Source organism: Streptomyces sp. NPDC005878 (assembly GCF_040629815.1).
GTDB lineage: Bacteria > Actinomycetota > Actinomycetes > Streptomycetales > Streptomycetaceae > Streptomyces.
This window is the reverse complement of the sequence record NZ_JBEXWK010000008.1, coordinates 40,889-62,668: the sequence shown is the minus strand read 5'-3', so window position 1 is coordinate 62,668 and position 21,780 is coordinate 40,889. Positions and strand designations below refer to the sequence as shown.

Here is a 21,780-nt window from a genome sequence, read left to right as displayed (position 1 = left end):
TGCCCTCGGCTCAGGACTTCTTGCGGGCCGTCGCCGCCTGGGCCATGCCGGGCAGGAAGTCCGTGAACAGCTCGTGGACCTCGTGGACGAGGGGGCGCAGCACCCGGAAGCGGGCGAGCGCGACGCCGCGCGTGGTGAGCCGGGCGCCGCGGGCGGCGAGCCGGTAGCTGCGCTCGCGGCCCTCGGAGCGGTCGAACACCCAGTACAGCACCAGGCCCATCTGGGACAGCCACATCAACTCCGGCAGGACGTCGGCGAGTTCGGCGGGGACCTTGGAGCGGGCCCCCGCCAGCACCTCGCGGTGCACGTCGATCGCGGCCTCGCGGGCGTGCGCGGACTCCGGTGAGAACGGGCTGAGCGGGCTGTCGGGGTCCGCCGCGTTCTTGAAGAACTGCGCGGCGAACTCGTGGTACGGGGCCGCGATGTCCAGCCAGGCGCTCAGCACCCCGGCCAGCCGCGCCTCCAGATCGGTCTCGCGGTCCAGTACGTCCCGGACCGCCGCCTGGTGTTCGGCGGCGATCCGGTCGTAGAACCCCTGGATCAGGTGCTCCTTGCCGGCGAAGTAGTAGTACGCGTTGCCGACGGAGACCCCGGCCTCCTTGGCGATGGCCCGCATCGTCGTCCTGTCGTACCCGAGCTCCTGGAAGAGCCGCATGGCGGTCTCCAGGATCAGGGTGCGGGTCTGCTCGCCCTTGGCGGGCTCGGACCTGCTCGGGCGGAGCTCGGACTCGGCGGGCACACGCGCGTTCTCTGCTGGCACGGCACGAGCCTAATCGGCCACGGGGACGCCCTCGGCGCGGGTCGGCGGGTCCGGTACGGGCACGGCCGGGGCGGGCTGCCCGAACCGCCGCACCCCGGGCACCGCCGCCGTCGCCAGACAGGCCCCGCCCACCACCGCGGCCGCCACCAGCAGCGGCACCCCGGTGCCCCAGGCGTCGGCGGCCAGGGGCGCGAGCGCGTACCCCAGGGGCATCGCCGCGAGCGAGAGCAGCCAGTCGTAGGAGGTGACCCGGGCCAGGGCGTGGGCCGGAACGGCCGACTGCACGGCCGTCTCCCAGACCGGCGAGAGGAAGCCGAGCCCCGCCTGGGCGATGCCGTACGCGGCGATGGCCAGCGGCGCCGGGGCGGAGAGCGCGAGCAGGGTGAGCGGGAGGGCGTAGGTGGCCAGGCCCAGGTTGGCGGTGAGGACGGGCCGCCTCGGCCGGGCGCGTCCGGCGGCCAGCGAGCCGATCAGCAGGCCCACCGCGCCCACCTGGAGGAAGGCCAGCCAGAACGTCCTGCCGTCGAACTCCTCGAAGGCGATGGCCGGGCCGAGCGTCATCAGGACGGCGGCGGCGCCGTTCCACGCGGAGTGGGCGAACAGGCTGGTCCAGTACCAGTCCCGGGAGCGCACCTCGCTCCAGCCCTCCTTGAGGTCGGCGGTCAGCGAGCTGCGGGCGAGCGGCACGTGCCGCACCCGGATCGCGCTCAGCAGGGCCGCGCTGACGGCGAAGGACGCCGAGTCCAGGACGAAGGCCCAGCCGGGGCCGATGGTGAGGATGAGCGCGCCGGCGAGCGCAGGACCGCCCACCCGGGTGGCGCTGGAGACCACCCCGAGGAGCGCGTTGGCGCGGCCCCGGTTCTCCTCCTCGACCGTCCCGGTGATCAGCGGCGCCTGGACGGGCATCGCGAACGCGGAGGCGGCGCCGCCGATCGCCTCGGCGAGCGCGATCTGCCACAGCCGGGGGTCGCCGCCGAGCAGTTCGACCCCGACGAAGAGCTGGGTGGCGCAGCGCACGAGGTCGGCGGCGAGCGCGACGGTCCGGGCGTTCAGCCGGTCGCCGATCACACCGCCGACCGGCAGGAGCAGCAGCCGGGGGACCATCGAGCAGCCGAGCACGAGCGCGAGGTCGGCGGTGGAGCCGGTCGCCAGGTACACGGCGAGGGCGAGCGAGGCGGGGATCACGGCGTCGCCCAGCAGGGACAGGGAGCGGCCGATGAAGAACAGCCGGAACGCGCGCGTGCGCAGGGGATGGGGCAGCGGTGGCAGGGGCATGCCGAGAATGTATTTCGGAACCGAATAATTCGTCAACGAAATATATGGAACCGAAGGAGCTGGGATCCGGACGCCTACGTACGATCAGGGCATGGAGCACGCAGACGACGGGGCCGAGGGGAAGCGCGACTGGACCGACGGGCACGTGGAGCGGTGGCTGCCCGTGCTGCCGGGACTCGACCCGGTCGTCGAGGGCGCGGTGACCCGGATGAAGATGCTCTCCGGCCACCTGCGCCGGGTACGGGAGCGGTCCCTGGCCGACTTCGCGCTCGACCGGCCGGAGTTCGACACGCTCCACAAGCTGGCCGGGCGCGGCGGGACGGCGACGCCCTCGCAGCTCGCCATGGACCTGGACCTCGCGCCCGCGTCCGTCACCGGGCGCATCGACGCGCTGGAGCGGCGCGGCTACGTCCGCCGCACGCCCTCCACCACGGACCGGCGCCGGGTCCACGTCGAGCTGACCGACTCCGGCCGCGCGGTGTGGCGGGGCGCGATGGACATGCTGGGGGACGAGGAGTCCCGGGTGCTCGGGGCGCTGTCGCCCGCCGAGCGGGAGCTGCTCAACGACATGCTGCGACGGATCATGGTGGTCGCCGAGGGGCGCTGAACCGGCCCCCGGCACGGCCGAGGCCCCGCCTCCCGGGAACGGGAAGCGGGGCCTCGGTCGCGTACTGCGCGGGCGGTCAGAAGCGACGCGTGATCAGCGCGCGCTTCACTTCCTGGATCGCCTTCGTGACCTCGATGCCTCGCGGGCACGCGTCCGTGCAGTTGAACGTGGTGCGGCAGCGCCACACGCCGTCCTTGTCGTTCAGGATCTCCAGGCGCTGCTCCCCGGCCTCGTCACGCGAGTCGAAGATGAAGCGGTGCGCGTTGACGATCGCCGCCGGGCCGAAGTACTGGCCGTCGTTCCAGAACACCGGGCACGAGGACGTGCACGCGGCGCACAGGATGCACTTCGTCGTGTCGTCGAAGCGCTCGCGGTCCTCGGCCGACTGAAGGCGCTCGCGCGTCGGCTCGTTGGTGTCCTTCGTGATGAGGAAGGGCATTACGTCGCGGTACGCCTGGAAGAACGGGTCCATGTCCACGACCAGGTCCTTCAGGACCGTGAGGCCCTTGATGGGCTCGACCGTGATCGGCTTCTCCGGGTTGATGTCCTTGATCAGCGTCTTGCACGCGAGGCGGTTCTTGCCGTTGATCCGCATCGCGTCGGACCCGCAGATGCCGTGGGCGCAGGAGCGGCGGAAGGTGAGCGAGCCGTCCAGGTCCCACTTGATCTTGTGGAGACCGTCGAGCACGCGCTCCTTCGGGTCGATCTCCAGCTGGAAGTCCTGCCACGTCGCCTCGGCCGAGACCTCCGGGTTGAACCGGCGGACCCGGAAGGTGACCGTGATGTACGGCGAGTCGGCGAAACCGGGCTCCGGCGCGCCGGCCTTGTCCGCCTTGTCGAGAGTGGGGGTGGCCATCAGTACTTACGCTCCATCGGCTGGTAGCGGGTCTGGACGACGGGCTTGTAGTCGAGTCGGATCGAGTCCTTGCCGCCGTCCGCGACCTCGCGGTACGCCATGGTGTGGCGCATGAAGTTGACGTCGTCGCGGTTGGGGTAGTCCTCGCGGTAGTGACCGCCGCGGGACTCCTTGCGCGCCAGGGCGGAGACGGCCATGACCTCGGCCAGGTCGAGCAGGTTGCCCAGCTCGATGGCCTCCAGCAGGTCGGTGTTGAACCGCTTGCCCTTGTCCTGGACCGAGACGTTCTTGTAGCGCTCGCGGAGCTCCGCGATCTTCTCCACGGCCGTCTTGATCGTCTGCTCGGTGCGGAAGACCATGACGTTGGCGTCCATGGTCTCCTGGAGCTCCTTGCGGATCACCGACACCCGCTCGGTGCCGGTCGACGACAGCAGGTTCTTGACCTGGGTCTCCACCAGCTCCGCCGGGTTGTCCGGCAGCTCGGCGAAGTCGGCCTTCGCCGAGTACTCCGCCGCCGCGATGCCCGCGCGCTTGCCGAAGACGTTGATGTCCAGGAGCGAGTTGGTGCCCAGGCGGTTGGCGCCGTGCACCGACACACAGGCGACCTCGCCGGCCGCGTACAGACCCGGGACGACGGTGGTGTTGTCCGCCAGGACCTCACCCTCGACGTTGGTCGGGATGCCGCCCATCGCGTAGTGCGCGGTGGGCTGGATCGGGATCGGGTCCGTGTACGGCTCGATACCGAGGTACGTCCGGGCGAACTCCGTGATGTCGGGCAGCTTGGCGTCCAGCTGCTCCGGCGGGAGGTGCGTGAGGTCGAGGTAGACGTGGTCGCCCTCGGGACCGCAGCCGCGGCCCTCACGGATCTCGGTGTAGATGGAGCGCGAGACGACGTCACGGGACGCGAGGTCCTTCATGACCGGCGCGTACTTCTCCATGAAGCGCTCGCCGTCCTTGTTGCGGAGGATGCCGCCCTCACCGCGGGCGCCCTCCGTCAGCAGGATGCCCATGCGCCAGATGCCCGTCGGGTGGAACTGGAAGAACTCCATGTCCTCCAGCGGGATGCCCCGGCGGTAGCAGGCGGCCTGGCCGTCACCGGTCAGGGTGTGCGCGTTGGAGGTCACCTTGAAGAACTTGCCGGTGCCGCCGGACGCGTAGATCACGGACTTCGCCTGGAAGACGTGGATCTCGCCGGTCGCGAGCTCGTACGCCACCACACCGGCGGACGTCTTGACGCCGTCGACCTCGGTGATGAGCTGGTCGAGCACGTAGAACTCGTTGAAGAACTCCACGCCCTCCTTGACGCAGTTCTGGTACAGCGTCTGGAGGATCATGTGGCCGGTGCGGTCCGCGGCGTAGCAGGACCGGCGCACCGGGGCCTCGCCGTGGTTGCGCGAGTGACCGCCGAAGCGGCGCTGGTCGATGGTGCCGTCCGGGGTGCGGTTGAACGGCAGGCCCATCTTCTCCAGGTCGAGGACGGCGTCGATGGCCTCCTTCGCCAGGATCTCGGCGGCGTCCTGGTCGACCAGGTAGTCACCGCCCTTGACCGTGTCGAAGGTGTGCCACTCCCAGTTGTCCTCCTCCACGTTGGCGAGCGCGGCGGCCATGCCGCCCTGCGCCGCGCCCGTGTGGGAGCGGGTGGGGTAGAGCTTCGTCAGCACCGCGGTGCGGCTGCGCTTCGTCGCCTCGATGGCGGCGCGCATACCGGCGCCGCCGGCGCCGACGATGACGGTGTCGTACTTGTGGATCTTCATCAGAAATTCCTCAGTCCCTCAGCCCGTGGCCTAGCGGATGTTCGGGTCGAAGGTGAAGATCACCAGCGTGCCCAGCAGGACGGTGAACACCGTGGCGGTGTAGAGCAGCATCTTCAGCCAGAAGCGGGTGTTGTCCCGCTGCGCGTAGTCGTTGATGACCGTGCGCAGGCCGTTGGCGCCGTGCAGCATCGCGAGCCACAGCATGGCCAGGTCCCAGACCTGCCAGAACGGGTTGGCCCAGCGGCCCGCCACGAAGGCGAAGCCGATCTTGGAGACGCCGCCGTCGAGCACCAGCTGGATGCACAGGTGGGTGACGACGAGGACCACCAGGACGATGCCGGACAGCCGCATGAACAGCCAGCCGTACAGCTCGAAGTTGGTGCGGGTCGACTTCGGCGTCTTCTTGGTCCGCTTGCGCGGGGCCTCGATGAGCGGCGCGGGGTTGTCGGCGTCGTACGGGCCGGAGGCCTCGACCTCGCCGATCGCGGAAGTGGTTTCGGCAGACATGTCAGTCCTCAGCTCCCGAACAGTTCGCGGGCGGCGTGGCCGAGTACGGGCAGGACGGCGCCGATCATCAGGATGAGCCAGATGATCACCACGGACCAGAGCATCTGCTTCTGGTAGCGGGGGCCCTTGGCCCAGAAGTCGACCGCGATGATGCGGAGACCGTTGAGCGCGTGGAAGAGGATGGCGGCGACGAGGCCGTACTCCAGAAGCGCCACGATCGGCGTCTTGTAGGTAGCGACGACCTTGTCGTAGTCCTCGGGGGAGACACGCACGAGAGCGGTGTCGAGGACATGGACGAACAGGAAGAAGAAAATGAGGACACCGGTGACTCGATGAGCCACCCACGACCACATACCTTCCCGGCCGCGGTACAGCGTTCCAGCCGGCACGGAAAAACCCTCCGGGAGCGGGGACTAGGGCCGGCCGGCTTGACTGTCGGTCTGACCCGGCCGGGTACGGTCCACCGGCCCCGGTCATCGTAGCGACGAGATGTCGGTTCGTTCGCGCGGGGTCCTCAGGTGTGATCAAACAGGCAATCAATCAGCCACGGACGGGCTAGGGAGCGGCCCGCACGGGCCGTCACGGGGCCGGTGGTGGGGGCGGGTCCAGCGGAACGCGCCCGTGATGTCCGGGTCCAAGTGGTTGCTCAGGATATGGGTGATTCGTGTGCGGGCGGGTCGGCGCGGCTCGCCGGCGGCGACGGCCCGCTCCTCGTCCGGGCCGACCGGGTCCGGAATGTGGGGGTTGGCGGGGATGAGCGACGGTTCGGCCGGGCGGCCCGGGGCGCGGGGAGTGTGATGGAGTGGCGGCGGTCGCTTGCGGGGGCCGGCGGGGGATTCACCGGCGGCGTGGGCTCCTCGCAACGGACGACGAACGCGGCCGGCCGGGGCTTCGGACGCGCTCCGGTGGGAGACGGCGGTCCCAGGGGCAGGCGGGGACAAGCGGAGACGTGCGGAGAGGTGGGAGGTGAAGGAGGGGTGGGAGTGCCGCCACGCTATCGACGCGGAGTGGAGGGTGTCCGGCGGTCGCGCGGATTTCACCCGGACGTGAGGGGTGGAGTGCGCATAGTGGACGACTCCCGGGTTTCCCGCCTCGCCTTCGCCGTGGTTGTTCCCGTATGGGAGGATTCTGAGTGATGTCGCAGTCCAGGAGTGCCGGAGGCGCCGACGGCGCCCGGGGTGAGCGGACGGCCCGGATCAGCCGGGGCGCCCTGATGGCGCGTGTCGCCGTGGCGGCCGTGGCCGCCCTCGTGCTCACCGTGCTGGTCTGGCCGGAGGACGACACCCACGGCGGCCACGGCGGCCGGGTCGACCCCAAGCCCGGCACCTCCCCTTCGCCCGCCCAGATCTACCCGATCTCCTCGCCGCCCCGCACGATCCCCTCCGTACGGCAGCACGAGCCCGCCCGGGGCCCCGGCTTCCGGCCCGTCGCCGCCACCCGGGTCGTCGTGCCCGCGGGCAGCGAGTCGCTGGCGGACGAGGCCCAGCTGCTCGCGGAGGAGCTCGGCAGGCAGTACGCGCAGGGGGCCGCGCCCCGGGCCGGGGACATCGAGCTGGCGCTCGCCCCCAAGGCCGGGGCCACCCCTGAGTCGTACGCGCTGACCGTCCGCGAGCGGACCGTGCGCATCACCGGCCCCGACGAGGCCGGAGTCTTCTACGGCACCCGCACGCTCAAGCAGGCGCTGAGCGACGGCGGGGTGATGCCCGAGGGCGTCGTCGAGGACTGGCCCGACCGGCCGCAGCGCGGGCTCAACCTCGACATCGCCCGCAAGCCCTTCACGGCGGGCTGGATCGAGAGCCGGCTGCGGGAGATGGCCGACCTCAAGCTCAACCAGCTCGGTCTGCACTTCTCCGACGACCAGGGCTTCCGCATCGAGTCCGCCTCGCACCCCGAGGTCGTCTCGCGCGACCACCTCAGCAAGCGCGAGGTCGACCGGATCGTCGCGCTCGCCCGCCGGCTGCACATCGAGGTGGTCCCCGAGATCGACTCGCCGGGGCACCTGGGCGCGGTGATCGCGGCGCACCCGGCGCTCGCGCTGCGCGGCGCGAACGGGCACCCGGTCCAGGGCGCGGTCGACCTGGCGAACCCGGACGCCGCCCGGATCGTCGACGACCTGCTGCGCGAGTACGCGGACCTGTTCCCCGGCGCGTACTGGCACCTCGGCGGCGACGAGTACCTGGCGCTGACGGCCAAGGACCCGGCGGCCTCCTACCCGGCGCTCGCCGAGGCCGCGCGCGCCAAGTACGGACCCAAGGCGGGCATCGCGGACCTGGCGACCGGCTGGCTCAACGACCGGGCGGCGGCGCTGCGCCCGTACGGCAAGAAGTTCAAGGCCTGGAACGACGGCTACTTCAAGGGCACCTCCGTCGCCCCCGACCCGGCCCGCGAGGTCGAGTACTGGACCGGCAAGGAGCTGGGCGCCCGCGCGCCCGAGGAGTACCTGGCCGAGGGGCGCAGGACGGTCAACCTCAACGACGAGTACCTGTACTACGTCCTGGGCGAGCCCAACGCCTTCAAGTACCCCACCGGCCGGCGCATCTACCAGGAGTGGACGCCGCTGGTGCTGCGCGGCACCAAGCCCGTCCCCGACCGCTACTCCGGGCAGGTGCTCGGCGCCCGGTTCGCCGTCTGGTGCGACCACGCCGACGCCCAGACCCAGGACCAGGTGGCCCGGGGCATCCGGATGCCGCTGCGGGCCACCGCCCAGAAGCTGTGGGACCCGCGCACCCCGGCCCTGGAGTGGGAGGACTTCAAGGAGCTCGCCGACAAGCTGGGGTGAGCCCGGCGCGGGCCCGGCTGTGACACTTCGGGCCGCCCGCGCGCAGAACAGACCATGGGGGGCGGGGGCCGGCGCCGTGGCCGGACACGGAGCGACGACGCGGAGCTCGGGGCCGCCGTCGCGGGCGCTCAGGGCGGCGACGAGCGGGCCTTCGCCGTCGTCTACCGGCTGGTCCACCCCGGGCTGCTCGCCCAGACGCGGTCGCTGGTGGGCACCGAGGCCGAGGACGTGGCCTCCGAGGCGTGGCTGGAGATCGCCCGTGACCTGGGGCGGTTCCACGGCGACGGGGCGGGCTTCCGCGGCTGGGCCGCGACCATCGCGCGCCACCGCGCCCTGGACCATCTGCGCCGCCAGAAGCGGAGACCGAGGACGGTCGGGCTCGACCAGGAGGCGCTCGAACTGCCCGGCGGCCAGGACACGGCCGAGGCGGCCCTGGAGTTCCTCTCCACCCGCCGGGCGCTCCAGCTGATCGCCACCCTGCCGCGCGAACAGGCGGAGGCGGTGCTGCTGCGGGTGGTGGCCGGGCTCGACGGGGCGGCGGCCGGGCGGGTCCTCGGCAAACGCCCCGGGTCCGTGCGCACCTCGGCGCACCGGGGGCTGCGGCGGCTGGCGCGGGGCATGGAGGGGGAGCGGGACCTGCCGTGACGGGCGCGCACCCGCGTCGGCGGGCGGCGCCTGCGCGGAAGGACGGCCGGGGCCGCCACCCCCCACAGGAGAGGCCCCGGCCGTCTTCCGTCGGGGCCGTGTGGCGACCCCGTACTCCTCTCAGCGCCATGACTGCGTTTTCTGTCACACCGCGCTCTGTCAGTGAATTGTTGCGAGTTGTACAAGTAATGGACTTAACCGCCGTCCAGGCCGTAGCGTGCTCCTTCGCGCCGGTCGGCGCGGCAGCCAGACCAGCTGCGACACCAGAGCAAGGTGCGGGGAGTGCAGGGGGAAGACGCGGAGCTGACCGCCGCGATACTCGCGGCACAGGGCGGCGACGAGAGCGCGTTCCGTGCTGTGTACCGCGCGGTGCATCCACGGCTGCTCGGCTACACCCGCTCGCTCGTCGGCGAGTTCGACGCGGAGGACGTGACGTCCGAGGCGTGGCTCCAGATAGCCCGGGACATCGACCGCTTCAGCGGCGACGCCGACCGCTTCCGCGGCTGGGCCGCGACCATCGCCCGCAACCGGGCCCTCGACCACATCCGTATGCGCGGCAGGCGCCCCGCCGTGGGCGGCGACGAGACCGAGCTGACCGGCCGCCCCGCCGACTCCGACACCGCGGGCGAGGCGATGGAGGCCCTCTCCACCGGACGTACGATGGCGCTCATCGCCCAGCTCCCGCAGGACCAGGCCGAGGCCGTGGTGCTGCGGGTGGTCGTCGGCCTCGACGCCAAGAGCGCGGCCGAGACCCTGGGCAAGCGGCCCGGCGCGGTGCGCACGGCCGCCCACCGCGGCCTCAAGCGGCTGGCCGAACTGCTGGGTACGGAGAACGGCCCGGCGGATCTCGGCGGAGTGCCGCCGCAACGGAACCGGTCGTGCGGTGTGACGCAATCGGGCGCGCCGACGCAGAAGGACATGTGATGGCCGACGAGCGCCACGAATGGCTGGACGAGGACGCCGCGGAGCGGTTGCTCCGCGGAGAGAACGTCGTTCCCGCCGACGACCGCGCCCGCGAGCAGGCCGAACGGCTCACCGCCGTCCTGCGCGCGCTGGCCGGCCCCGACGTACGCCAGGCCATGGACGCCCCGGCCGCCCGCGAGCTGCCGGGCGAGGCCGCCGCGCTGGCCGCGTTCCGCCGCGCCCGCGCCGATGCGGACGCCCCCGCGGTCGCGCCCGCCGACACCGTCGTACGGGTCGGGCGCGAGCCGCGCGGCATCCGCGCGCCCCGGCGCCGGCTGCGCCCGGTCCGCTTCGGCCTTGCCGCGGCGATCGCCGGATGCGCCCTGGGCGGGGTGGCCATGGCCGCCGGGACCGGAGTGCTGCCGGGCCTCGGCACCGCCGACCCCGAGCCCGTGTCGTCCGTGTCGGCCGCCGCGACCCCGTCCCCGATCGCCTCCGGCCCGGTGTCCGGGCGCACCGGCACCCCCGTCGGCCCGCGCTCCCCGGCCCCGGGCCGCACCGCCTCGGGGCAGCCCGCCACCCCCGGCGCGACCACGCCGGGCACCTCCCCGGCCCCGAGGACGACGCCGGACCCGGCGCCCTCGGACGGGGGCAAGCAGGACGACTGGGCTGCCCAGAAGGTCGAGTACTGCCGCGACTACCGCTCCGGGCGCCTCGACCAGAACCGCCGCCACCGGCTGGAAATCGCCGCTCTGGGCGCGGCCAAGGTGAAGCAGTTCTGCGACAGCGTGATCGAACAGGCCGAGCGGGGCGCCAAGGGCGGCACCGGCGGCAAGGGCGGTTCGGGCGGCAAGGGCGGATCCGGCGGCTCGGGCGGCAAGGGCGGCTCCGGCGAGGACAAGGACGACAAGGGGGACGGCCATGGGGGCCACGGCGGTGTCTCCGGCGGCCGGGGCGGCCGCGACGGTTCCGTCCTGAAGCTGCCGACCGTGAGCTGGTCCACCCCGCCCGCGCAGGGCTCGCCCGGGCTCCCCGGGCTGCCGGCCCTGCCGGAGATGCGCGCCCCGGCCCTGCCGCCGGCCGCGCCGGACGTCCCGCCGACCTCCCGCGTACGCCGGGCGCAGGGCCCGCTCACGCCGGTGGACTCCGCCCTCCAGAGCGCCGACCGGGCGCTCGTTCACCGGGCCGAACAGCGGGTGTGACACTTTTCGGGCCGCCGACGCAGTAGGAAGTGAGCCGACTGGTCATCGGCGGCGCCCAGAGCCGGGGTTCCCCCCGTACCCAAGGCTCGGCGCGAACGGCGCGGGCGGGACACGTTCCCCCGGTCCCGCCCGCGCCCTCCCTCTTCCGGCCGGCCGACGGCCGGACAGCGAACGGCCCGGCGACCCGGTCACGAGGACCGGCCCACCGGGCCGGATGGCCCGCCCACCGGGCGGACGGCGTTCACCGCCAAACGGCACTCACCAGTAGACGACGACCTTGTCGTTCACCTTCACCTGGTCGAAGAGCCTGGCGAGCTTGGCCTTGTCGCGCACGTTCACACAGCCGTGCGAGGCACCCGCGTACCCGCGCTTGGCGAAGTCCGACGAGTAGTGCACGGCCTGGCCGCCGCTGAAGAACATCGCGTACGGCATGGGCGTGTGGTAGATCGACGAGACGTGGTTCTTGCTCTTCAGGAAGACCTTGAAGACGCCCTCGCGGGTCGGCGTGTACTGCGAGCCGAACCGTACGTCCATCGAGGACTGCACCTTGCCGTTGACCACCCAGTTGAGCGTGCGGGTGGTCTTGCTGATGCACAGCACGCGGCCGGTCATACAGCGCTTGTCCAGCTTGGTCTTCGGCTTGTTGACGGCCTTCCCGTCGAGCTCCTGGCGGGTCGGCTTGGTCGTCATGACGCCCAGCCGCTGCCAGGTGGCGGCGTCGGCCGTGCCGGTGGCGGGCAGGCCGCGCTTGCTCTGGAAACCCTTGACGGCGGCGGTGGTGACGCTGCCGTACGTCCCCGTCGGCGTGTCGTCGAACCAGCCGACCTGGGCGAGCCGGGCCTGGAGCTCCTTGACCTGCGCGCCCCGCGAACCGGCCGCCATCAGGACCTTCGGCTGGGGCCTGGCGGCGGTGGTGGCCGCGCGGTCCGTGGTGACCGGCGCGTCCGCCAGGCCGGCGGTCTCGGGCTGGTGGTCGTTGGCGGTGGTGTCCGCCGCGGGCGCCGCCGAGGGCGCCTGCGCTGCGGGCTTCTGGTCGGCGGTGGTCCCCGACGCCTTGTCGGTCTGGGCACCGCACGCGGCGGTCACGGTCAGGACCGTGGCCGCGGCGAGCGTTCTGGCTATGACAGTGGTGAGATGGATCCGGCGCATCGTCGCCCCCCTGATATTCCCTCTGGTGATCCCAGAGACTGTTTCCCGGGCCGAACGGTTGCAACAACCCGTCGAGGAAGCGAGGCGGAACCCATGGCGCGCGAGTCGGACGGTGCCCGGCGCACCGAGAGCGGTCTGCCTCTCGACCCGGTCTACGGGCCGGAAGCCCTCGACGGGTGGGACCCGGCCCGGCAGCTGGGTGAGCCGGGCGGGTATCCGTTCACCCGGGGTGTCTACCCGACGATGTACGCGGCACGCCCCTGGACCATGCGCCAGTACGCCGGCTTCGGCACGGCGGCCGAGTCCAACGCCCGCTACCGGCAGCTCATCGCCCACGGCACCACCGGCCTCTCGGTCGCCTTCGACCTGCCCACGCAGATGGGGTACGACAGCGACGCGCCGCTCGCGCACGGCGAGGTCGGCAAGGTGGGGGTGGCCGTGGACTCCGTCGAGGACATGCGGGTCCTGTTCGACGGCATCCCGCTGGGCGAGGTCTCGACCTCGATGACGATCAACGCGCCGGCCGCGCTGCTGCTCCTGATGTACCAGCTGGTCGCCGAGGAGCAGGGCGTCCCGGCGCACGCGCTGACGGGCACGGTCCAGAACGACGTGCTCAAGGAGTACATCGCCCGCGGCACCTACATCTTCCCGCCGAAGCCGTCGCTGCGGCTGGTCGCGGACGTCTTCCGGTACTGCCGGGCCGAGCTGCCCAGGTGGAACACGATCTCGATCTCCGGCTACCACATGGCCGAGGCGGGGGCCTCGCCCGCGCAGGAGGTCGCGTTCACCCTGGCCGACGGCATCGAGTACGTGCGGACGGCGGTCGCGGCCGGCATGGACGTGGACGACTTCGCGCCGCGCCTGTCGTTCTTCTTCGTCGCGCGCACCACGCTCCTGGAGGAGGTCGCCAAGTTCCGCGCGGCCCGCCGGATCTGGGCGCGGGTGATGCGGGAGGACTTCGGCGCGAAGGACCCCAGGTCGTGGATGCTGCGCTTCCACACCCAGACCGCCGGGGTGCAGCTGACCGCCCAGCAGCCCGAGGTGAACCTGGTCCGGGTCGCCGTGCAGGGCCTGGCGGCGGTGCTGGGCGGCACCCAGTCGCTGCACACCAACTCCTTCGACGAGGCGATCGCGCTGCCCACCGACAAGAGCGCGCGCCTGGCCCTGCGTACGCAGCAGGTCCTCGCCTACGAGACGGACGTGACGGCGACCGTCGACCCCTTCGCCGGTTCGTACGTCGTCGAGTCCATGACGGACGACGTGGAGGCGGCGGCGCTGGCGCTGATGGAGCGGGTCGAGGAGCTGGGCGGGGCGGTGGGCGCGATCGAGCACGGCTTCCAGAAGGGCGAGATCGAGCGCTCGGCGTACCGGATCGCACGGGAGACGGACAGCGGGGAGCGGGTGGTGGTCGGGGTGAACCGCTTCCGCCTCGACGAGGAGGAGCCGTACGAGCCGCTGCGGGTGGACCCGGCGATCGAGGCCCGCCAGGCGTCCCGCCTGACCTCGCTGCGCGCGGACCGCGACGGACCGGCGGTCACCGCGGCCCTGGAGGAACTGCGCCGGACGGCCGAGGGCTCGGAGAACGTCCTGTACCCCATGAAGAAGGCACTGGCGGCACGGGCGACGGTGGGGGAGGTGTGCGGGGCACTGCGCGAGGTGTGGGGCACGTACGAACCCCACGAGGCGTTCTGACTCCGCAGCTCGGCACGGTCCGCGGACGGAGGGCTTTTAGGGGCGCGGGGAACTGCGCGAGCAACCCGGCACGGCCCGCAGACGAAAGGGGCTCCAGGGGTGCGGGGAACTGCGCGAGCACCCGGCACGGTCCGCAGACGAAGGGCGCTTTTGGGGCGCCGGGAACGACGCGAGCAGCTCGGCACGGTCCGCGGACGGAGGGCTTTTAGGGGCGCGGGGAACTGCGCGAGCAACCCGGCACGGCCCGCAGACGAAAGGGGCTTCAGGGGCGCGGGGAACTGCGCGACCGGCCCCCCGGCCCCCCGGCCCCCACGCGCCCGCAGCCGAAACGCGGCCTCAGGCACCACCCCGCCCCCCACGCACCACCTCCACCCCCGCGATCACCATCCGCAACCCCGCCTCGAACCGCTCCTCGTACCCCTCGAAGAGATCCGGCCCCACCGCCGCCGCCAGCGGGTACTCCGCCAGCCGTGCCGCCCGCGCCCCCACGTCGAACGGCTCGGCCCCCATCCCCTGCTCCTCCGCCACGAAGCCCATCGTGTAGGCGTACGCCGTCGTCCCGGCCAGGGCCGCCTCGCTCGGGCCGAAGCCCGCCGCACCCATCGCGGACAGCAGCGCCTCCAGCGCCCCGGCGTGGTCGGTGCCGGTGAAGCGGGCGCCCCCGTACACCTTCGCCCCGTCCCGGTAGCTCAGCAGCATGGCCCGCAACGCCCGGTTGAACCCGGCCAGTTGTTCCTGCCAGGGCGCGTCGGGGGAGACGCCGGGGACGCCGGGCGCGTCCTGGGCCATCCGCCGGTACATCACCGTCGCCATCTCGTCGAGCAGCGCCTGCTTGTTCTTGAAGTGCCAGTAGAGCGCGGGCGCCTGGACCTTCAGCTCCTTGGCGATCGCCCGCAGGGTGAGCCCGTCGAGGCCCACCTCGTTCAGGAGCCGCAGCGCGGTGTCGGCGACCAGCGCCCGGTCGATTCTCGTCGTAGCCACCTTGACAATTTAACACCGTTAAGCACATGCTCCCGGCATGGAACTTAACAACGTTAAGGAAAGCGTGGACGGGAACACGGCCGTGGAAGGAAACGGAAACGGGGACACGGCCGGGGACGGGCAGACGGCCGTGGACACGGACGTACTCATCTGCGGAGCCGGCCCCACCGGCCTCGTCCTCGCCATCGACCTCGCCCGCCGCGGCGTCCCCGCCCTGCTCGTCGAGAAGGCCGACCACCTCTTCCCCGGCTCGCGCGGCAAGGGCCTCCAGCCGCGCACCCAGGAGGTGCTGCACGACCTCGGCATCCTGGAGACGGTCCGCGCGGCCGGGCGCGAGTACCCCCGGATGCTCTCCTGGGAGGGCCCGGACGGGACGACGCGCGGGCGCGAGTGGGACATGATGGAGCGCTCGGAGCCCACCGAGCAGACCCCGTACGCGAACGGCCTGCTCATCGGCCAGGCGCACTTCCAAGCGCTGCTCCACGACCAGCTGCGCGCCCTCGGCGGCGAGGTCGTCTTCGGCGCCGGGCTGGCCGGGCTCGACCAGGACGAGCACGCGGTCACGGCCCGCTTCGCGGACGGCCGCGAGGTCCGCGCCCGCCATCTGGTGGCGGCCGACGGCGGCCGGTCCACCGTGCGCAGGCTGCTCGGCGTCGCCCTGCGCGGCGAGTCGGTCGACCCCAAGCCGATGCTGGTGGCGGACGTGGTCGTCGCGCCGGACGCGTTCGTCGACGAGGAGCACTGGCACGTGTGGACGGGCGGGGACGGCGGCGCCCTGGTGCTCTGCCCGCTGCCGGGCGCCCCCCGGCTGTTCCAGATGGTCGCCCAGTACGACGACGTGGACACGGTGGCGGACACCAGCCCCGAGGGCGTACGGAAGCTGATCGCCGCCCGTACGCCGGTCACCGCCGACGAGATCGCCGAGGTCGTCTGGGCCTCGGACTTCCGGCCCCGGGCCGCGCTCGCCGAGCGGTTCCGGGTGGGCCGCGTCTTCCTCGCCGGGGACGCCGCCCATGTGCACTCACCGGCCGGCGCCCAGGGCCTGAACACGAGTGTCCAGGACGCCTACAACCTGGGCTGGAAGCTCGGCCAGGTACTGCGGCACGGCGCTCCGGCCGATCTGCTCGACACCTACGAGGCGGAGCGCCGGCCGGTCGCCGCCGACGTCCTGGGCATCAGCACCCGCCTGCACCGCAAGGCCCTGCTCGGCGGGGACAGCCGGCGCGGCAACGAGGTCAAGCAGCTCGGCATCGGCTACCGGGGCGGCCCGCTCTCGGTGGGCCGGGCGGGCTCCCTGGAGGCCGGCGACCGCGCCCCCGACGGCGTCCTGCCCGAGGGCCGCCTCTTCGACCTGTACAGCGGCCCCCACTTCACCCTCCTGGCCATCGGCACCGAGGCCCCGGCACTGGAGAGCGAACTGGTCCACGTCCACACCCTGACCGCGTACGAGCCGTACGGACGCGGACTCTTCCTCATCCGCCCGGACGGATACGTGGGCTGGGCGGGCGAAACCCCGAGGGGCCTCACCGGGTACCTGGCGCGGGTCGGCGCGACCGCCGGCCCGCCCGCCTCGGCCGCCGGCCCATCCGCCGCGGCCGTCAGCGCAACCGGCGCCGCACAGCCCGTGCCCGTCGGGCCAGTCTCCGGACCGTCGCGTTGCGGGGGATGAAGGCGAGCTGGGTGGGGAGGGCGCCGGGGAGGGCCAGGGTGGTCAGGCGGCGGCGTTTGAAGTAGCGCCAGGTGTGCGGGGTCAGCTGGTGGGTGAGGTACTGCTCGGCGGCGGGGCGCAGGTCGGGGCGGATCTCGGACTGCATCGCGTAGCCGACCGCCGCCAGCAGCGCCGCCGGGTCGTCCGGGGGCCGCGGGGCCTCGCCGTCCAGGGGCGGCAGCAGCGCGTCCACCAGCGTCACCGGCACCCGGTTGCTGTTCTGGTACGGGGTGAGGCGGTCCAGGAGGAGTTCCGTGCCGGTGCGGGCGACCGGGAGGCCGTAGAACGCGGACGCCGTCATCAGCGCCGTGGAGAAGCAGCCGACCACCAGGGCGGGGGCGAGGCGCTCGTACAGCACCTCGGCCGGCAGGGCGCTCTCCAGGACGGTCAGTTCCACGCCCAGCGCCCCGGCCTCGGTGCGCAGTGCCTCGGTCCAGGCGGGCGGCGCCGAGGGGTGCGGCTTGAAGACGATCCGGTGGTGGCCGCGCGCGGCGGCGCCCCGCACCATGGCGAGGTGCAGCCGCTCCTCCTCGTCCTCGGTGAGGATCGAGAGCGCGGCCAGGTACTGGCCGAGCAGCAGGGCCGCGCCCTCGGGCACGTCGAGGCCGGCGCCCTCGGCGGACAGCTCGCCCACCACCTTGGTGAAGGCCGCCGTCGGGATCACCTCCGCGCCCACCCCGAACTCACCGAGCAGCAGCGGCTCCAGGCCTGGCACCAGGTCCAGGTGCAGCACCCGCCGCACCCGCGAACCCACCAGCGGGTCCAGCTTGTTGCGGGTGGGGCCGTAGCTCATCAGCCCGTCCGCGTACACGTGCAGGGGCGCGTCCGGGAAGAGCTGGGCGACCGCGCCCGCCGGGTTGACCTGGATGGACTCCACGGCCAGCTCGATCCGGTCGTCGCCGAGGTCCCAGGCGCGCCGCAACTGCCGCTCCCACAGCGGCACGTCGTCCGGGCGCGGCGCCCAGCCGGCCGGATGCATCGGCGCGATGGTGTCGTTCCACGACAGCACCCCGTCGAAGCGCCCGCGCAGGGACGCGAAGCCCGGCATGGTGTCGAGGGAGGGCGCGGTCTCCGGGACGGGCGCGTTGTTGCTGATGAGGAGCAGGCGCCGGTCGGCGGGGCCGAAGCAGCCGCTGTCGATCGCGGCGGCCAGCGTCGCCGTCCCGTACACCGTGGTGGCGAGGAAGATCTGCGTCGTAGGCATCAGGCCGCGGCCCCCGCCGACGTGAGGGAGCGGGTGCGGCCGCGCAGCCGCCGCAGCCGGGAGGCGCGGGCCGAGTCCATCGAGCCGAGCGCCTCGTCGAGGACGTCCTGCGGCATTCTTCTCAACGCCTCCGCACTCCTGCTCCGCAGTTCGCGCGCCACGGCCGGTTCGAATCGCTCCCTATTACCCAGGTGGTGGGAGATAATGGCGCAGTACGTCCGTACCGCCTTCGGCAGCAGTTCCGCGGCACGGGAATCCCGGGCCGTTTCCTCGACCACCTGGTCGAAAGCCCGCAGGAAATCCAGCTGGCGTACATCGCCTATCTGCGTGAGCGAGGTGGCGACTCCGCGCCGGTAGTACACCCCGAGCAGACCCAGCACCGCGAAGGATTCCGCCTCCCGGTGCAGCCGCCAGATCCACGGCCGGTCCTCGGCCGTGCGCAGCCCGTCCGTGAAGTGCAGCAGACCCCGCTCCACCAGCCGCCGGTGGTAGATCCCGGCCCAGGCGAACGCGTAGTCCACCGAGGTCGAGCGGGTGGTCGGCAGGATCGCCGCGCGCGGGTCCAGCACCTCGCCGCGCCGCCCGTGCGGCACCCGCTGCACCGAGCGCCGGGTGCCGGTGCACTGGACATGGTCGGTGCGCACGAAGTCGCAGCCCAACTCCTCGATAGCGGCGACGAGTTGGCGATAGTAGCCGGGCGCCAGCCAGTCGTCGCCGTCGAGGAAGGTGACGTACTCGCCGCGCGCCGCGTCGATGCCGGTGTTGCGCGCGGTGGCGAGACCGCCGTTCTTCTCGTGGGTGAGGACCACCGCCCCCGGCAGCTCGCGCTCGGCGCGGGCGAGGAGCGCGGCCGTACCGTCCGAGGAGCAGTCGTCGACCAGCAGGAACTCGAAGTCCTCTCGCGCGTTGTCGCGCAGACTTCTCAGGGTGTCGGGGGCATAGGCGCGCACGTTGTAGAACGGCACGACCACGGAGAGCTTGACCACCCGGGTGACGCTAAAGCGGCGCCGCGTCATGCGCCCTGTCCGTGCGAGGGATGGTGGGTGAACAGTGGGCGACCGGGCTGTTAACCCGTTCGCCCCACGGGCCCTTTCCCCGTGCGTAGACGCGCTGTTAACCATCTGTTGCGGCCCAGTTGGGCCGCCAAACGGAATGGATTCCTAGCTTCTTCGACGTGCCGTCCGTTACGAATCCCACCGCCACCGCGCCCCGGATCGCCGTCGTCGCCGATTCCGACACGCGGTGGAAATGGGGTGCCCTCACCGCCCGCCGCATCGCCGAGCGCCCGCCGGAACTCAGCGGCTTCCTGCTGCGCGGCCGGGCCACTCCCACCCCGCGCCAGCTCGCCGAGGTCGGCGTCGGCGCCGACGCGCTGCGCGAGGTGACGATGGCCGGGTTCCTGCACGCCGTCGAGCGCGAGCCGTACGACGTGGTGGTCCTCGCGCTGGTCGGCGGCGCCGCCCAGGCCGCGCTGCACGGCCTCGCCCGGCTGTGGCCGGCCGGGACGCGCAGGCCCGTCCTGGTCACCGGCTACGTCGGCGTCGTCTACGAGAAGCTCACCGACGGCCTGCTGCTGCGCCACGGCGCCGACGTGGTCCTCGCCAACTCGGCCCACGACGCCGCGCGGTTCCGGGCGGTGTACGAGGGCGTGGGCGCCGACGCCTCGGCGGTCACCGAGGCCGCCCTGCCCTTCCTCGGGGGCGCGCCCCACCGCCCCGAGCCGGGCCGCGACACGCTCGTCTTCGCCGCCCAGCCCTCGGTGCCCGAGAGCCGCGCCGACCGGCTCTACCTGCTGCGCCGCCTGATCGGCCACGCCCGCCGCCACCCCGGCCGCGAGGTGCTGCTCAAACTGCGCTCCCGGCCCGGCGAGCACACCACGCACATCGAGGAGCAGCCCTACCAGAAGCTCGTCCGCTCCCTCGAAGTGCCGCCCAACTTCCGGCTGGTGTACGGGAACATGGGCGAGGTCCTGGACCGCGCCGACCTGCTCGTCACCGTCTCCTCGACGGCGGCCCTGGAATCCCTGCACCGCTCGGTGCCCACTGCCGTCCTCACCGACCTCGGGGTACGCGAGAACCTGGGCAACCACCACTTCGTCGGATCCGGCTGCCTCGCCTCCTGGGACGAGCTGGACGCCGGCCACCGCCCGGTCCCCGACGCCGGCTGGCTCGCCGCGCAGGGCGTCGCGCCGGGCGACGCGTACGCCACCGCCTTCGACACGGCCCGCGCGCGCATCGCCGATCTGGTGACCCGCCCCGGACTGCCGCCCGTACGCCCGTACTACACGCCCACCACCGCGCCCGGTTATCTGCCCGGCATCCTCGCCCGCCACCACCTCGCCCCCGACGGCACCCCGCTGCCGGGCGCCGCACCCGAGGCGGAGGCCACCGGCGTACGCCGCCTGGTGCGCGACGCCGTACGGGACGCGGCCCGCGGGGCCTACCGCCACGGAGTGCAGCGCGTGGCCCCGGCCATCCGCCGGATGGGAGAACTCTGATGAACACGCAGCCCGCGACGGCCGCCCGGCCCACGCCCGGCGCCCGGCCCAGGAAGGTCCTGGCCGTCATCCCGGCCCGGGGCGGCTCCAAGGGCGTCCCCGGCAAGAACCTCGCCGCGGTCGGCGGCGTCCCGCTGGTCGTCCGGGCGGTACGGGCCTGCCTCGCCGCCCGCCACGTCACCGACGTCGCCGTCTCCACCGACGACCCGGCGATCGCCTCCGCCGCCGCCGCGGCCGGCGCCCACGTCGTCGTACGCCCCGCCGCGATCGCCGGGGACACCGCGACCAGTGAGGCCGCGGTGCTGCACGCCCTGGAGAGCGGCGCCGCCTACGCCAGGGACGCCGACGTGGTGCTGCTCGTGCAGTGCACCAGCCCGTTCCTGAGCCACGAGGACGTGGACGGGGTCGCCGCGGCCGTCGTGGTGGACGGCGCCGACACGGCCGTCACCGTCGCCCCCTTCCACGGCTTCGTCTGGCGCGAGTCGCCGGACGGCGGCGAGGGCCTGGGCCACGACAAGGCCTTCCGCCCGCGCCGCCAGGACCGCCCCCAGGACTTCCTGGAGACCGGCGCCGCCTACGCCATGGACGCCGAGGGCTTCCGCACCCACCGGCACCGCTTCTTCGGCCGCACCGCGCTGGTGCGCACCGACCCGGCCCGGGTCCTGGAGATCGACGACCCGCACGACCTGGCCCGCGCCCGCGCGCTCGCGCCACTGCTCGACCCGGCCCGTATCCCGGCCCGCGACGAGGTGGACGCGGTCGTCCTCGACTTCGACGGCACCCAGACCGACGACCGCGTCCTCATCGACGCCGAGGGCCGCGAACTGGTCGCCGTGCACCGGGGCGACGGGCTCGGCGTCGCGGCCCTGCGCCGCTCCGGCCTGAAGCTGCTGATCCTCTCCACCGAGCAGAACCCGGTGGTCGCCGCCCGCGCCCGCAAGCTGCGGATCCCCGTCCTGCACGGAGTCGACCGCAAGGACCTCGCCCTCAAGCAGTGGTGCGAGGAGAACGCCGTCGACCCGGCACGGGTGCTCTACGCGGGCAACGACGTCAACGACCTGCCCTGCTTCTCCCTCGTCGGCTGGCCGGTCGCGGTCGCCGACGCCCACGACTCCGTGCGCGCCGCCGCGCGCACGGTCACCGCCACCCCCGGCGGTGAGGGCGCGATCCGCGAGATCGCCGCCTGGCTCCTCGGACCCGAGCTCCACCACACCCCTGTGCCGAACCCCCCGCTCCCCACCGCCACCGCCCAGTAAGGACA

At 72.9% G+C, this 21,780-nt stretch carries 19 protein-coding genes; 9 read left to right on the top strand and 10 right to left on the bottom strand.

Going from position 1 to position 21,780, the window contains the following annotated elements:
• Positions 1-10: 10 nt before the first annotated feature.
• A complete protein-coding gene (locus ABZ404_RS15100) occupies positions 11-739 on the bottom strand; it encodes a TetR family transcriptional regulator (protein WP_358831768.1) in 729 nt (242 codons plus the stop codon).
• A gap of 30 nt (positions 740-769) precedes the next feature.
• Positions 770-2,035, bottom strand: coding sequence for an MFS transporter (locus tag ABZ404_RS15095; RefSeq protein ID WP_358831748.1), 1,266 nt, complete (start codon positions 2,033-2,035; stop codon positions 770-772).
• Positions 2,036-2,126: 91 nt separating this feature from the next.
• Between ABZ404_RS15095 and ABZ404_RS15090 the strand changes: the two genes are divergently transcribed.
• Entirely contained in the window at positions 2,127-2,642 is a 516-nt protein-coding gene (locus ABZ404_RS15090; protein ID WP_358831747.1) for a MarR family transcriptional regulator, read from the top strand.
• A gap of 76 nt (positions 2,643-2,718) precedes the next feature.
• Here the strand turns inward: ABZ404_RS15090 and ABZ404_RS15085 are convergent, their stop codons facing one another.
• Genes ABZ404_RS15085 through sdhC form a run of 4 tightly spaced genes read right to left on the bottom strand, consistent with a single transcriptional unit; the run spans position 2,719 to position 6,148 of the window.
• Entirely contained in the window at positions 2,719-3,498 is a 780-nt protein-coding gene (locus ABZ404_RS15085; protein WP_358831746.1) for a succinate dehydrogenase iron-sulfur subunit, read from the bottom strand.
• Positions 3,498-5,252 carry a succinate dehydrogenase flavoprotein subunit gene (sdhA, locus tag ABZ404_RS15080; RefSeq protein WP_358831745.1) on the bottom strand — a complete coding sequence of 585 codons (1,755 nt, stop codon included), beginning with the start codon at positions 5,250-5,252 and terminating at the stop codon, positions 3,498-3,500. Before sdhA ends, ABZ404_RS15085 begins: the two co-directional genes overlap by 1 nt.
• Before the next feature lie 30 nt (positions 5,253-5,282).
• Complete coding sequence (locus ABZ404_RS15075; protein ID WP_358831744.1) at positions 5,283-5,759, bottom strand: succinate dehydrogenase hydrophobic membrane anchor subunit; 477 nt, start codon at positions 5,757-5,759, stop codon at positions 5,283-5,285.
• A gap of 8 nt (positions 5,760-5,767) precedes the next feature.
• Positions 5,768-6,148 carry a succinate dehydrogenase, cytochrome b556 subunit gene (gene sdhC / locus ABZ404_RS15070; RefSeq protein ID WP_358831743.1) on the bottom strand — a complete coding sequence of 127 codons (381 nt, stop codon included), beginning with the start codon at positions 6,146-6,148 and terminating at the stop codon, positions 5,768-5,770.
• Positions 6,149-6,972: 824 nt separating this feature from the next.
• Here sdhC and ABZ404_RS15065 point away from each other — a divergent pair.
• From ABZ404_RS15065 to ABZ404_RS15050, 4 genes are all read left to right on the top strand, one after another.
• Positions 6,973-8,538 (top strand): family 20 glycosylhydrolase, encoded by a 1,566-nt coding sequence (locus ABZ404_RS15065; protein ID WP_358831767.1) that lies wholly within the window; start codon positions 6,973-6,975, stop codon positions 8,536-8,538.
• Between the two features lie 54 nt (positions 8,539-8,592).
• Positions 8,593-9,183 carry an RNA polymerase sigma factor gene (locus tag ABZ404_RS15060; protein WP_358831742.1) on the top strand — a complete coding sequence of 197 codons (591 nt, stop codon included), beginning with the start codon at positions 8,593-8,595 and terminating at the stop codon, positions 9,181-9,183.
• A 282-nt stretch (positions 9,184-9,465) separates the two neighbouring features.
• The gene (locus ABZ404_RS15055) at positions 9,466-10,107 is read left to right on the top strand and encodes an RNA polymerase sigma factor (RefSeq protein WP_358831741.1); all 642 of its coding nucleotides are present in this window, start codon (positions 9,466-9,468) and stop codon (positions 10,105-10,107) included.
• Entirely contained in the window at positions 10,107-11,288 is a 1,182-nt protein-coding gene (locus tag ABZ404_RS15050) for a hypothetical protein (RefSeq protein ID WP_358831740.1), read from the top strand. Before ABZ404_RS15055 ends, ABZ404_RS15050 begins: the two co-directional genes overlap by 1 nt.
• 258 nt (positions 11,289-11,546) lie before the next feature.
• Here ABZ404_RS15050 and ABZ404_RS15045 read toward each other — a convergent pair whose 3' ends face one another.
• Positions 11,547-12,437 (bottom strand): L,D-transpeptidase family protein, encoded by an 891-nt coding sequence (locus tag ABZ404_RS15045; RefSeq protein WP_358831739.1) that lies wholly within the window; start codon positions 12,435-12,437, stop codon positions 11,547-11,549.
• A 93-nt stretch (positions 12,438-12,530) separates the two neighbouring features.
• On the opposite strand from ABZ404_RS15045, the gene ABZ404_RS15040 reads away from it, so the two are divergent.
• Positions 12,531-14,129 (top strand): methylmalonyl-CoA mutase family protein, encoded by a 1,599-nt coding sequence (locus tag ABZ404_RS15040; protein ID WP_358831738.1) that lies wholly within the window; start codon positions 12,531-12,533, stop codon positions 14,127-14,129.
• A gap of 336 nt (positions 14,130-14,465) precedes the next feature.
• Here the strand turns inward: ABZ404_RS15040 and ABZ404_RS15035 are convergent, their stop codons facing one another.
• A complete protein-coding gene (locus ABZ404_RS15035) occupies positions 14,466-15,110 on the bottom strand; it encodes a TetR/AcrR family transcriptional regulator C-terminal domain-containing protein (protein WP_358831737.1) in 645 nt (214 codons plus the stop codon).
• 130 nt (positions 15,111-15,240) lie between these two features.
• Here ABZ404_RS15035 and ABZ404_RS15030 point away from each other — a divergent pair, with 130 nt between their 5' ends.
• Positions 15,241-16,779: an FAD-dependent monooxygenase gene (locus tag ABZ404_RS15030; protein ID WP_358990472.1), complete on the top strand. Its 1,539-nt coding sequence runs from the start codon at positions 15,241-15,243 to the stop codon at positions 16,777-16,779.
• On the opposite strand, the gene ABZ404_RS15025 is transcribed toward ABZ404_RS15030, so the two are convergent.
• Positions 16,709-18,022, bottom strand: coding sequence for an alpha-2,8-polysialyltransferase family protein (locus ABZ404_RS15025; protein WP_358831735.1), 1,314 nt, complete (start codon positions 18,020-18,022; stop codon positions 16,709-16,711). The genes ABZ404_RS15030 and ABZ404_RS15025 overlap by 71 nt on opposite strands.
• Positions 18,022-19,008, bottom strand: coding sequence for a glycosyltransferase family 2 protein (locus ABZ404_RS15020; RefSeq protein WP_358831734.1), 987 nt, complete (start codon positions 19,006-19,008; stop codon positions 18,022-18,024). Before ABZ404_RS15020 ends, ABZ404_RS15025 begins: the two co-directional genes overlap by 1 nt.
• A 188-nt stretch (positions 19,009-19,196) precedes the next feature.
• Between ABZ404_RS15020 and ABZ404_RS15015 the strand changes: the two genes are divergently transcribed.
• Together ABZ404_RS15015 and ABZ404_RS15010 are read left to right on the top strand one after the other, a co-directional pair.
• Positions 19,197-20,519 carry a DUF6716 putative glycosyltransferase gene (locus tag ABZ404_RS15015; RefSeq protein ID WP_358831733.1) on the top strand — a complete coding sequence of 441 codons (1,323 nt, stop codon included), beginning with the start codon at positions 19,197-19,199 and terminating at the stop codon, positions 20,517-20,519.
• Complete coding sequence (locus ABZ404_RS15010) at positions 20,519-21,775, top strand: acylneuraminate cytidylyltransferase (protein ID WP_358831732.1); 1,257 nt, start codon at positions 20,519-20,521, stop codon at positions 21,773-21,775. The genes ABZ404_RS15015 and ABZ404_RS15010 overlap by 1 nt, the downstream gene beginning before the upstream one ends.
• The last annotated feature ends 5 nt before the right edge of the window (positions 21,776-21,780 follow it).